Genomic DNA, 12,577 nt, shown 5'->3' on the forward strand with positions numbered 1-12,577 from the left:
CTCTGCTTATCGGGGATTATTAATCTTTTGATCGTTTTTTATCGGGATTAATGAGCTCCCTCCGGTCGGTTGTCTTCGTGCCTCGCAATGACGCACGGGGAGAATGGGTTTCAACCCTCTTTCCGCCAAAGGCGAAGATAGGGTGATCCAGCGAAGCGCAGACCGGGTGAGTCGACTACGCGACATGCTGAATATGAATAAATAACTTTATAACTTGTTTATAAAACCCTTTGTATAGTATATTTAGGCTGATAGCTTATCGGGCTATAGTTCATTTACCTCATAAAACAAGAGAATGGCAAATATCAAAAGAAGGGTATTTATCAAAGGCACTTTACTGGCCGGTGCCGGTACTATTTTGGGTCCGCAGATCATTAAAGCGGCAGAAGAGAGTGGTACAAGCACAAATCAAGTAGATAAGCCAATAACGGCAAGCGGTAAAAAGGTTATCGTAGCCGGCGCTGGGATAACTGGGCTATGCTGCGCTTATGAATTGATGAAGGCCGGGCATGAGGTGGTTGTTCTGGAAGCCAGCGGCCGCTATGGCGGGCATGTGTTTACCGGTCGCGATGGTTTATCTGATGGCCTGTATGCTGATTATGGTGCCGACCATATCACCAAACCGGGCTACGAGCGCTTTTTTGAATATGTTGATGAATTTAAGCTCAAGGCTATCCCATATCCGCATGCCGAAGGCTCAGAGGCTGCGCCCGATAATCATACCCTCAAAATGATCGACGGGAAATTTTACACTCCCGAAATGATGAAAGACCCGGCGGTGCTAACCAAATTCGGGTTTAACGAAAAGGAGATCAAATTTCTGTCGGAAAACCCGATGTACGCCCTGAGCGATTTTTACCTGAAACCATACCTGAGCAAGTTTACCGACCCGTACCAGCCCTTTGGCGTGGGTTACGATGATTACGACCAGATAGCCATAGCCGAAATCTATAAAAAAGAAGGCGCTTCGCCGGGCGCGCTTCGGTTTTTGGGAGGAAGTACTACCAATGCCCTATACGCGCTGTGGCGGTCGGCTATGATGAAATCCCGGGGGATTCCGGCATCAGAAGGGGATACCTATCACTTAAAAGATGGTAACGAGCAGCTGCCTATGGCTTTTGCCAAACGTCTGGGTGCAAGGGTTAAACTTAATCACCCGGTTACGGCCATTAAGCATGATAGTACAGGGGTAACGGTTTCCTACAAAGCATACGGTACTACTCAAATTCAGGAAATGAAGGCCGATTTTTTGGTGAACTGCATCACCCTGCCCATATTTAAAACTATCCCGGTTAGTCCGCCGCTATCCCCGGCTAAGCAGTATGTGGTTAACCGCATGGGGTATTCTTCACATCCTTTTTATGTGTTTGAGGCCAGTTCCAAATTCTGGCTCGATGATGGGTTTAAAACCATCAATATGGAGTTTGAGCACCCGGATATATCGTCTATATGGGAAGAAACCAACGAGGTGGATACCCAAAGAGTGATTCTGAAAGCCTTTGGCCCGGGTGGCATATCGCCAGAACGTGTTCTGGCGGCTTTCAGGGCTGTGTACCCGGGTAAACATGATACCATAGAACAGGCCCTAACGTTCGACTGGACGAAGGACCGCTTTGCCCCGGCCTGCGAAATGCAGCCCTTCCCGATAGGTACTATGCGTAAATTCTGGCCGCAGGTAATGCTGCCCGAAGGTCGGATCTATTTTGCAGGCACCTATGCCGATAATATGAGCCGGGGAATGGAGTCCTGCATCCGCTCGGCGCAGCGGGTGGCACAGGAAATTGGCAAGGTGTGAGTTTACAATCTGAGTTAAAGACCGGTCATGGTTCGACAAGCTCACCATGACACCCAATTAACGTTAAGAACTAAAAAACAATCATGTCATTGCGAGCGATAGCGTGGTAATCTCCTCGCGTTTATACATATGACGAGATTGCTTCGTCGTTCCTTCTCGCAATGACATGGTTTTTATTTTTTGTCTTTGATCCTTACTCCCAAAATCCGTCCAATCCCCTAAGGCACCTGGTTGATATGCGACACCGAAAATTTTAAACCCATAATGCCGATCATGATGAGGGAGATAAAGAAAACCTCCATCCAGGTGATGGTTTTGTTGAAGAAGGCCATTTCGGCTACTTTGATAAATACCAGGGTGGCTGCGGTCCAGATGGCGTATGCGGTGGCTGTAGAGAGCTCTTTGATGGCCAGGGAGAAGAAGTATACGTTACACACACCAAACAGGATATAACCCAGCAATGGCGCCAATAGCGGGAAGCTCACATCAACCCGGTAAAAGTTGTGCCAGGTAAGCAGTTTAAGATCGCTTAGTTTAAAGTATTTTACCGAAAACGTCCACGCGGTTTCAAATACTGCTGCTATGATGATGTATATCCAGGCCAAAGGTTATCGGGTTATTGCAAAATTTCTTCTTGCGGGTGAGGGGTTATGCTTGTGTCGATTGTTTTGGGTTGATGTATTGTATCGGTTTTAGAATGTTGTTTTTTCCATGGTGATAACAACAAAGATAAAATAGCCGGGCGCAAATTATAATAGCGCTCAAACCATTTATATTTCAACAGCTTGTTTTCGTCAAAACGCTTTACGGAAAAGGCGTGCTGTAAAAAATAATCTTTAGGGTACTCATAGCCTAATCCCCAGTTCTCGCGCTCGTTACCAGGTGAATGTCCCGGATCATAAGCAGAGCCAAACAGATGGTCCCAGATGGAAAACTTGGTAGCAAAATTGGCATGGAAAACTTCCTGGTAATTGGCATGGTGCCACAAATGCAGCTCGGGTGTGTTGAGGATATATTTGAGCTTGCCCAGCTTCACGTTCACGTTAGCGTGGATAAACATACCGAACATGGCATCCAGCAGGGCTTTGATGGGTATCACCGCCGGATCAGCCCCTAATAAAATAATGGGGGCAAACTCAATGGTTTGGTTAATGATGATCTCGATGATGTGCGAACGCGAGCCTGATAAAAAATCAACTTCTTTACCGGAATGATGCGCCTCGTGAGTTCGCCAAAGAAATTTGCTGCGGTGCTGCAGTCGGTGAAATAGATAAATGTACAGATCATGCGTTACCAGGAAAAACAACACCTGCACGGCTATAGGCCAATGGGTTACAAACTGAATGGCCGACCAATCGAAATGATGCTGAATAGGGGCTATGATATAATCAAATATCAGGATCTTTAAAAAATAGCTTTGTATCAGGGTATACCAAACCAGGTCGATCCAGAAACCTTCCCTGAAAAATTTTAACCCTTTACGGTAAGGCGATACCCGTTCCCAGGTAATAATGAATATTACCCACAAAACCAGTATCGTAGTGGTAACGGTAAGTAGTTTTTCCTGTGGCATTGTTTTTAAGTTAGTGAGTAGTGAGTGGTGAGTTGAGAGTGGTTGGGCAGTTAATCAAAATTTAAAAACCACTCACCACTCTCTATTCACTACTCACCACAATTTATATCGCTGTCCATCCGCCGTCAACCACCAGGTTGGCGCCGGTCATATAGGCGGAGGCATCGCTGGCTAAAAATATCAGTGCGCCCTGGTAATCATTGGACTTTGCCATACGGCCCAGTAATGTTTTGGCCGAATAGTTCTCAACAAAAAAATCGTTCTGGTTATTCTCTACGCCACCCGGCGAAAGTGTGTTAACCCGCACCCCTTTATTACCCCAATACGAAGCCAGGAAACGGGTGAAGTTAATCACCGCGCCTTTGGTTACCGGGTAGGCGGCAGATTTATAAAAATCCTGTTCGCCCTGCGCGTTTTTGTATATCGACTGATCGGGGCCTACCATACCATAGGTAGAAGCGACGTTGATAATGCTGCCAGAACGTTGGTCGGCCATTACGGTACCAAACACCTGCGAGCATAAAAACACGCCGGTCACATTTACATTCAGTGATTGCTGAAATGCCGCGAGCGGATAATTCTCAAATGCCGAGAGCTCTTTGGCCATAGCCGGATTCTCGAACATATCGTTAATGGCGGCGTTATTCACCAATATGTCGATGCTGCCGTAACGGGTGGTGATCTTATCGCGGGCAACCTCCAGAGAGTGTTTGCTGGTTACGTCGATCTTTAAGCCTCCGTGTTGTTCGCCGAGGTTGGCGGCAAAGGCTTCTACCTTTTTCTCGTCCATATCGGCAGCTACCACGTTCGCGCCGGCCATAGCCAGTGCTTCGCAATGCTTTTGCCCGATAAGACCCAGTGCCCCGGTCACGATAGCCGTTTTTCCCTGTAATGAAAATAGTTCCATATACTTCATAATGAGAGTCAAGATATAAGAGTCAAGAATCAAGAGAAAAAACAAAAACCTTTGTTTGCTACCAGTATGCTTAACTACGTCTCGTTATCAGTTATTATTTTTTCTTTTTTATTTTCTTGACTCTTGGTTCTTGACTCTTAATTCTCGTTTATAATGCGGCGGTTTTTGGCTTAATGTTATAATTGCTCACCTTACGGAAAACAGCCTCCAAAACTTCGCCTTTTAAATAGCTTTTCACATCGCCGCTTAAAATGGCCTCTTTAACCAGTTGCAATACATCGCGGTAGGCTAAAAGGGTGTAGTCAATATCTTCGGAAGTATGGCTGAAGCACATGTTATGGAAACCGGCCCAAAGGATACCACGTTTAATCATTTCCTGCTGCATCAGTGTTTTCAGTTCCAGTGCATTACCAGCCTCCGGAGTAAAAGTTACCATACTGCGACAGTTATAGCCTATGCAGCGGGTGTACTGGTCCATACCTAATGATATAGCGATCTGGTTATAGCCGTCTTTTAACAAGGCACCATGCTGATCAAGGTATTGCGGTACATTTTTATCACGCAGCTCGTTGATGGTAGCTATACAGGCTGCTAATGATAGCGCCTCACCGCCAAAGGTGGTATAGCTGAATACTTCGGAGTTGAAGAGCTCCATCACATCTGCGCGACCGGTAAGCAGGGCTATAGGCATGCCATTGGCACAAGCCTTGGAAAACACCGCCAGATCGGCCTTTACATCGAAGTATTCCTGCGCACCGCCCAGGGCAATACGGAAGCCTGTCCACATTTCATCAAAAATAAGCAGGGTGCCATTTTCACGGCATACCTCGGCTAATTCCTGTAAAAAGCCGGGTTTGGGTGCCTCAAAAATAAAAGGCTCCAATATCAGGGCAGCAACGCTTTCGTCTAAGGCTGCTTTTATCGATTCGATGTCGTTGTATTCAAAAGTGTAGGTAAGGTCCTGTATGGCACCGGGAATGCCTGCATTGCGGCTGGTGATACCGATATACCAATCGTGCCAGCCGTGATAACCGCAGCAAAATACTTTGTCGCGACCGGTAAATGCGCGGGCAACACGAATGGCGGCAGAGCAAACATCAGCACCGGTTTTGGCTATTTTAACCGCCTCGGCATTCGGGATCACTTGTTGTACCAGTTCGGATAATTCAACCTCCAGTGGGTGCATCAGGGAGAAGGTGATACCATCGTTTAGTTGCTCGCGGATAGCATTATCAACAGCAGGGTAGGCGTAGCCTAAGGAGATAGGGCCAATGGCCGAGTTATAATCGATATATTCATTACCATCGGCATCCCAAACATGCGAGCCTTTACCTTTTACCAGGTATTTGGGCGCTACGCCTTTGCTAAACTGACCCGGACCTTTAGCCAGGGTTTGGGTAACCGGTTTTTGAACTTTTAAAGCGCGCTCGTATATTTTGTCCGACTCGGTGATGTCGGGATAATTATTGCTTAACTGTATTTTATTAGCCATGGTCAAATCTTTTTTATTCTGAAAACTCTGGGGTTAATATAGATGGTTGTGAGTACCCGGTTTGATAGCCTAATATCCGCTCGGCTATTTGTTTGCCGGAGAAGCCTTCGTTTTGTAATACATCTGGTAATAAGGCGGGTCTGAACCATCTTTCCTTTAAAGCGATAGGCATTACCTTGGCCGTGGTTTGGTATTGTAATAATACTTCGGCAACAATAGTATATAAGCCGCCGGTAAGGAAATGATCTTCGAGGGTAACGATGAGGTTGCTGCTGGCTGCTACTTGCAGAATGATAGCTTCGTCAACCGGTTTAAGGCTACGCATGTTTACCAGACCAACTGATAGGCCTTCGTTTTGCAACACCTCCACAGCGATGAGGGCCTGCTCAAACATTAACCCATAGGTTAAGATGGTTACATCACTGCCTGAACAGATCACTTCGGCTTTACCTAATTCAAAAGGCTCATGTACGTGACTGGTCTTGCGAGTATTAATACGGGTATAAGCCGGGTTAGGCGATTTCCATATCTCCGGTAGCATTTTTACCAGGTCGTCCTCATCAGCCGGGGCAAAAACAGTAACATTAGGGATGCCTCGCATAATGGAAATATCTTCAATAGCCTGGTGAGTAGGCCCGTTTGCATCTGATAAAAAGCCGGGGATAAAACCACTTAGCTTAGCCGGTAAATTGGCAATGCCCAGGTCGGTACGTACAAATTCAAAAGCACGCATGGTTAAAAATGCAGCCAGGGCGTGTACCACCGGAACACGGCCACGCAGGGCCAGACCAGCCGCCGCACCTATCATGGTTTGCTCGGTGATGCCGGTATCAATAAAACGTTTACCCATAACGGCAGGCAGGTTACGCACCAGTGCGCGGTTTTCGGCTGTCATCACTACTACCTGTTCATCGTTCAGGGCCGTTTCGGTTAATAATTCTTCGTAGGTCATGGGCTTATCTGACAATTAAAGTTTCTGATGTTAATGAGGTGATATGCTCGCCATGCAATTCCAGTAAAAGCTGCTCGACTTCATCGGCCGAGAAATTACAGAACCAGCGATCGGCTCGCTCCTGTATACTGGGGAGGCCTTTTCCGCGCACGGTATCGGCTATAACTACATTGAGTTTGCCTTGTTGAAAAGGGTAGGTGCTGAAGGCCTCATGCAATTCGGTATAGCTATGGCCGTTGATACGATGTACCGCCGCACCAAATGATTCAAATTTTTGTACTAAAGGCTCCAATGGTATCAGATCCTCCGTGCGCATATTGGCCTGGAAATGGTTCCGGTCGATCACAAAGATCAGGTTATCTAACTGATAGGCATTGGCCACCAGTATGGCTTCCCAGCAGGTGCCTTCGTTTAACTCGCCATCGCCCATGATACATATTACTTTGTTGTTGCTGCCGCTGATTTTGAGATCCATAGCAACACCTATGGCTACCGAAGGCAGGTGACCCAGTGAGCCTGAATGGAACTCAACTCCCGGGATTTTTGTATTGGGGTGCCAATAAATATGATCGTTCAAAGAAAGATGGTTATCCAGTCGTTCTTTTTGCAGAAAGCCCAATTCAACCAATGTGCCGTATAAAGCTGGAACATCATGGCCTTTAGAAAGAAAAAGGTAATCACGGTTGGTGTCTTTTAAATTTGAAGGCGTAAGGTTCAGAAATTCGCTATACAGGTAAACGATCATATCAACTGCCGATAAAGAGGCTCCTGTAAAGCAACCGCCTGCTGTTGACATGCGCACAATATGTTCGCGCACTTTTAGCGCTATGGCCTGTAGTTCCTGTTCGCTATGTTTTGTGTTTTCCACGGGGTAATGGTTATTTTAATTTAATATTTTATTGGCTAACCGGCGCTTGTTTGGTTTGCTTCGGTTGTATGGTTCTTAACTCGTTTAAATGATTGCGATACCAGTTTACACCGGCATAGTTGGCATTGATCTGGTAGATCTCCGGTTTACGATCCAGCAGATCCAGGATGTCAGCACATGAAAAGCTTTTGTTTGTAGGGTACAGCTCCTCAAATACCCTTTTAATAAAAAGGTAGTCTTCCTGGTAGTCAATCGTAAAGCGGTGCGACATGGAATAATCCAGGCCGGTTTCCCAGGTTACATTACACATGCTGAACAGTTGCGGGTTTTCCCAGATATAAGGCGTAGTATGTTCCAGCTCCAGGTTTTTCTCTGCGTTTTTCCAGGCTTGCTTTAAACAGGCCATGGTCATGATCTCTACATCGTTACCATCGGGCCAGGTAGCCGGATGCAGGTTGCTTACATAATCATGCGCAACGGTATGTTCAAAAAAATAAGTAAGCGTCTGATCGATAATACGGGGATCAATCAGCGGGCAATCCGAAGGTGTTTTTAATACCACGTCGGCATTATGCAACAGGGCAGCCTGGTAATGGCGGTCGAGCAAATTGTTTTGATCGCCCCGGTAACAGGGTATGTCCAAGAGCCTGGCTTCCTGCTCAATAATATCGTCCTCAGGGTTAACTGATGTTGCTATCACCAAAACGGCTTCGTGCTGTATCATCTGCAGGCGCTCTATCATCAGAGCCAGTATGCTTTTACCCAAAACAGGTAACATCACTTTACCGGGTAAACGGGTTGATGCCATGCGGGCCTGTACGATGATAACTACCATTTTTTTAATTAGTGAATTACTGAATTAGTGATTTAGTGAATTTTTCATCTGTGTTTATTCCAAAAATCCTTGCTTTTTGCTCTCCCAATCCTTGCTCCCTTAATAGTTAGCCACCAACTGTTCTGTATAAAAAGGGACACCTGGTGTATTTAAAGCTTTTTGTACATCAAAGTTTTCAGACATGCCTTTGTGCTTAGTATAAGCCCGGCACACCTGTGCTATTTTTTGTGCGGAGATACCACCATTTTGAATAGGCGCCAGTTTTTTAAGCTCATCCACATCAAACCAGGAATGTACCTTTTTACCTAATGCTATACCAGTATATACCACGGTTGAATATTGGGTGATCAGTTCGCAGCAATTAGCGATCATATGATTGGTATTCCCCGATTTAAAGATCATCGCATCTACAGGGGCATGTTTCCTGATCTCTTTTTCGGCACGTTCCGCATTCTCGTTTGGGTGCAATTTGAAGAGCAAAGGTCTACCATTGGCTATTTTCACGGCGCTTTTAATAAAAGCGGGCCGGTTTTCGAAACGATAGGTTTCGCGCATATCGGTGGTGGCTACCATCACATAATCACGATGCGGGAAATCGTTATCCAGAAATTGTTCCAGGTTATCGTAATTAGGCATGCCGGTAACGGCTATCTTATTACTGTGTGTACCGTTTTTAATAAAGTACTGACGGTAACCTAATGATGCTGAACAGTAAACGTCGCAAACATTTGATGAGCCGTTCAATGAGGTGTTGCCGCATAAAAAAGTCGGCAGCTTCAACATTTTCACCAGTTTACTCACCAACGTATATTTATCAACCATGCCTTCCTGCACCCATACTGTTTTGGTTTTACGCATGCGGCGGGGCACCAGGATATCCGAGCAAAAAACTACCAGATCATAATGGTTTAATCTTGCGCCATAATCAATTTGAAGGCCGTGCTGATGAAGGTATTTCTCGGAGTTTGTACGATAGTAGTTTGAGAGTATCGTACCGTTAAGCAACGAAGTATGATTAATAAATAAGTTTAATATATAGCTGTCTGTAAATAGCTGACTAAACCAGCAATCAAACTCTGGCAGTTCGTTTGCTATCTGGTGCATTTGTGATGTTTGGTTTACAGAACCGGTAATAAACAGTATTTTCTGCATTTATAGTTTGATGACTAATTGTTAAGGCAAATGTTTTCTGTTATGGTATGCTTAACTTAACTGATGTAAATATTTTATAATAAATTATGCATCATATATTAAAACCATCGCAATGGATTAAAAGTATGGCTGTTACTTTTATATAATGCTAATTTAAGGTTATGAAATAGTTAATTATGTATTAGGGTAATTTTAACTTAACACGTTCAAGGTTAATGTTTTATATTATTTAGCATTCGCGGAAAAAGCTACACGCCTGGTTAGGAAGTTTTTAAGCTCCGGAAGTTTATCCGTATTGATCAGATCGACACCACAGTCAAGCAATTCATTCCAAACCACCGGATTTTCTGGTGATGCCCATAACCGTACTTTTTTACCAAACCGATGTGCCATGCTTACATATTTACACAAGCGCGCTTTTTGTAAAACAGGGAAAGCACCGCTACCGTTCCAATTCACCAGCCGGGAGTACCTACAGCTTGCCGTGCGGTAAATATTTGTTGATGAGGTGTCCTGTTGAACCTTCATCAGGTCCTCGTCAATAAAGGCCAAACGGTTTTGCTGGTTTTTCAGGATATCAAATGGTTTGTTACCGGTTATCACTATCGTGATCTGGCGCTGAACAAATACACCATCCTCGTAGCCGGAAAGTATACTTTTATATTTTTCGAGCACTGCTGACAAGGCCTCGTATGTTTTGACCGCGTTTGATTTAATATCGATCATCAGCGTAATGGGATAAACAATGCGGGATTCTTGCCCGTTTGAACCATTGATACAGCTGGCCAGCGGATCCAGATATAGACGTTCCAGTGTCCGGTGTCTTTTAAAAAGTGGGAGTAAATGAGCTACAACTAATTTCCCCTTTCGTAAATAAATATCAGCTTCTATATGGGTATACCCGTTATCCAGAGCATCATACAACGGTCGTTTATGCCAATAATCATTATGTGCAAAGGCGTTGGCGAGCGGGACATTTTGGGAGTAGGAGTTAAAGGCAGTAAATACCAGGAGAACTAAGAACAATAATTTTAGGTGCTTTAGGCAAAAGCTTGCTGCTTGCATCATTAATTGTTTTTGTTGCACAAAGCTACCTGTTGAATGTGTTTTAAATATTAGCACACAGTTAATTAATTTTTCATTGATGTTAAGGTTTTGTGAAGAGGAGGTTTTGGAGCAAAGATTCTTAGAGCAAGGAATAAGGACTTTTGGAGTAAGGATGCTTGGGGAGAGAAGATAAGCAATAGGGATTTAAGGAATAAGGAGCAAAGATGAAAGGGTAAGTATAAAAAAGAACAAGGAGCAAAGACCTTTTGTCCTTGCTCCTTGTTCCAAAAATCCTTGTTCCAAAATCCAAATTAATAACCAGGGTTTTGAACCAGGTTAGGGTTGGTTTTTAGCTCAGTTGATGGGATAGGGTACAATCTGCGGGTTGGATCTGTGTTCATTTTCAGATCATCCGCTTTTCCGCCAGCTACTGGTAGCAGATATTCTTTTTCGAACTGACCAAAACGGATCAGGTCATTACGACGCCATGCTTCCCATGAAAGCTCGCGTGCACGCTCATCTAACAAAGCATCCAAATCAATTGATGAAGCAGCCTGTGCGTGGGCACGCAGGCGTAGCTTGTTTACCAATGTTAGTGGCGTTTGTGTTTCGCCGTTTATGGTAGTTGGTGTAGCTCCGCGTAATAAGGCCTCAGCTTTCATCAGTAACACATCAGCTAAACGAAATACCGGTACGTCGTTACTGTTTAAACGAGTTGCCTGGATGATGTTAACATCAGGATAGTATTTGATCGATCTTACACCTTCTGATTGTGAGGTAAGTATGTCGTTACCCAAATCCATTGGTTTTAATCCGGTAAGGGTTAATGTAGGTATGAGGTTGATTTGTTTAGTAGCATTTGGTGCCGGATAGTAAACCGGTTGGTTAGTGAAACCACCATTACCATCGGGATAAAATTGCGGGCCTGCCAGCCAGGTTTTAGTACGGTCATCTCCAGGAATGTTAAAGCGGTTATAAAACTCAGGCGTAGTGCTCATGGCAATACTCAAACCTACGTTAAAACCATATGCCTGCACCAGGTAATAAAAGAAACCAAAACGGGTAAACTGGTTGCCCGGTATTTGCTGGTCATAAGGTACTGCAAATATGGTTTCGTTGATCTGCGGGCCGTTGGTTGGTAAAAATATATCCCTGTATTTAGCATCCAGATAATAGTTGGTATTAGCCTGTACGCTATCGCACATGGTTACCGTTTCCTGGTAGCGATTGGTACCGGTGTATACGCCAGAGTTCAGATACATTTTTGCCAACAAGGCAAATACCATTCCTTTAGTTGGGCGACCGTATTGTGATACGTTTGTTGTAGCGTTGCTGCTTTTGGCTGGTAGCAATGGTAAAACAGCTTTTAATTCGCTTTCAATAAAGGCATATACCTTGGCGCGCGGCTGTGTTGCTGGTTGTGCGGTTACCGGGAAATCGGTAATGATAGGCACATTACCGTACAAATCCATCATGAAATAAAGGTAGAGGGCGCGCATCGCTTTAACTTCGGCAATAGAAGATGTCTTTTTTGCAGCTGATGATGACGAACTATTGATAACGCTCATGATGCGGTTACAGGTGTTTATACCACCAAAACCCCATTGCCATACACCTATTACGTTAGGATGATCAAAAGTCCAGGTATGGTAATGTAATTGGCGGTATTGGCCACCATCGTCAAAGTTGCCGTCACGTGCAGGTAAAATGGCTTCATCTGTTGACATATCCTGCATGCGCCAGTAAGGTACGGCGTAGCTTGATGACAGGTTAGAATAAATGGTACCCAGTAATGCGGTATAATCGGCATCGGTTACCGGGAAGTTTGATTTTACGTACTGCGACTCAACAGGTACATTTAATTTTGTACAAGAAATTGTGCCTATCGTCACAACTATCGCGGCACATATGATGAATATCTTTTTCATTTTTGTTTGTTTAACTGTT

11 protein-coding genes are annotated in these 12,577 nt (G+C 44.6%); 1 reads left to right on the forward strand and 10 read right to left on the reverse strand.

Translation table 11 applies throughout. The annotated features are described in order from the left end of the window. The first annotated feature begins 295 nt into the window (after positions 1 to 295). Positions 296 to 1,795, forward strand: coding sequence for an FAD-dependent oxidoreductase (locus BLR84_RS05250; protein WP_090465301.1), 1,500 nt, complete (start codon positions 296 to 298; stop codon positions 1,793 to 1,795). Positions 1,796 to 2,013: 218 nt separating this feature from the next. Here the strand turns inward: BLR84_RS05250 and BLR84_RS05255 are convergent, their stop codons facing one another. From BLR84_RS05255 to BLR84_RS05300, 10 genes are all read right to left on the reverse strand, one after another. Then, positions 2,014 to 2,400, reverse strand: a complete 387-nt coding sequence (locus BLR84_RS05255; protein ID WP_090465304.1) for a DMT family transporter — start codon at positions 2,398 to 2,400, stop codon at positions 2,014 to 2,016. A gap of 11 nt (positions 2,401 to 2,411) precedes the next feature. Then, on the reverse strand, positions 2,412 to 3,368 hold the full coding sequence (locus BLR84_RS05260) for a sterol desaturase family protein (protein ID WP_090465307.1): 957 nt from the start codon (positions 3,366 to 3,368) through the stop codon (positions 2,412 to 2,414). A 103-nt stretch (positions 3,369 to 3,471) separates the two neighbouring features. After that, positions 3,472 to 4,275: an SDR family oxidoreductase gene (locus tag BLR84_RS05265; protein ID WP_090465310.1), complete on the reverse strand. Its 804-nt coding sequence runs from the start codon at positions 4,273 to 4,275 to the stop codon at positions 3,472 to 3,474. 157 nt (positions 4,276 to 4,432) lie between these two features. Beyond that, positions 4,433 to 5,776, reverse strand: coding sequence for an aminotransferase class III-fold pyridoxal phosphate-dependent enzyme (locus BLR84_RS05270; protein WP_090465313.1), 1,344 nt, complete (start codon positions 5,774 to 5,776; stop codon positions 4,433 to 4,435). 13 nt (positions 5,777 to 5,789) lie between these two features. Continuing rightward, positions 5,790 to 6,728 (reverse strand): transketolase family protein, encoded by a 939-nt coding sequence (locus BLR84_RS05275; RefSeq protein ID WP_090465316.1) that lies wholly within the window; start codon positions 6,726 to 6,728, stop codon positions 5,790 to 5,792. Between the two features lie 4 nt (positions 6,729 to 6,732). After that, positions 6,733 to 7,596 (reverse strand): transketolase, encoded by an 864-nt coding sequence (locus BLR84_RS05280; protein WP_255366861.1) that lies wholly within the window; start codon positions 7,594 to 7,596, stop codon positions 6,733 to 6,735. A gap of 28 nt (positions 7,597 to 7,624) precedes the next feature. Then, positions 7,625 to 8,431, reverse strand: coding sequence for a cytidylyltransferase domain-containing protein (locus tag BLR84_RS05285; RefSeq protein ID WP_090465318.1), 807 nt, complete (start codon positions 8,429 to 8,431; stop codon positions 7,625 to 7,627). Positions 8,432 to 8,530: 99 nt separating this feature from the next. Further along, positions 8,531 to 9,583 (reverse strand): hypothetical protein, encoded by a 1,053-nt coding sequence (locus BLR84_RS05290; protein ID WP_090465321.1) that lies wholly within the window; start codon positions 9,581 to 9,583, stop codon positions 8,531 to 8,533. 225 nt (positions 9,584 to 9,808) lie between these two features. Then, on the reverse strand, positions 9,809 to 10,609 hold the full coding sequence (locus BLR84_RS05295) for a phosphatidylinositol-specific phospholipase C/glycerophosphodiester phosphodiesterase family protein (protein WP_255366862.1): 801 nt from the start codon (positions 10,607 to 10,609) through the stop codon (positions 9,809 to 9,811). Between the two features lie 332 nt (positions 10,610 to 10,941). Continuing rightward, positions 10,942 to 12,558, reverse strand: coding sequence for a RagB/SusD family nutrient uptake outer membrane protein (locus BLR84_RS05300; protein ID WP_090465324.1), 1,617 nt, complete (start codon positions 12,556 to 12,558; stop codon positions 10,942 to 10,944). Positions 12,559 to 12,577 lie beyond the last annotated feature (19 nt).

This window comes from Mucilaginibacter sp. OK268, from assembly GCF_900103125.1.
Taxonomy (GTDB): domain Bacteria; phylum Bacteroidota; class Bacteroidia; order Sphingobacteriales; family Sphingobacteriaceae; genus Mucilaginibacter.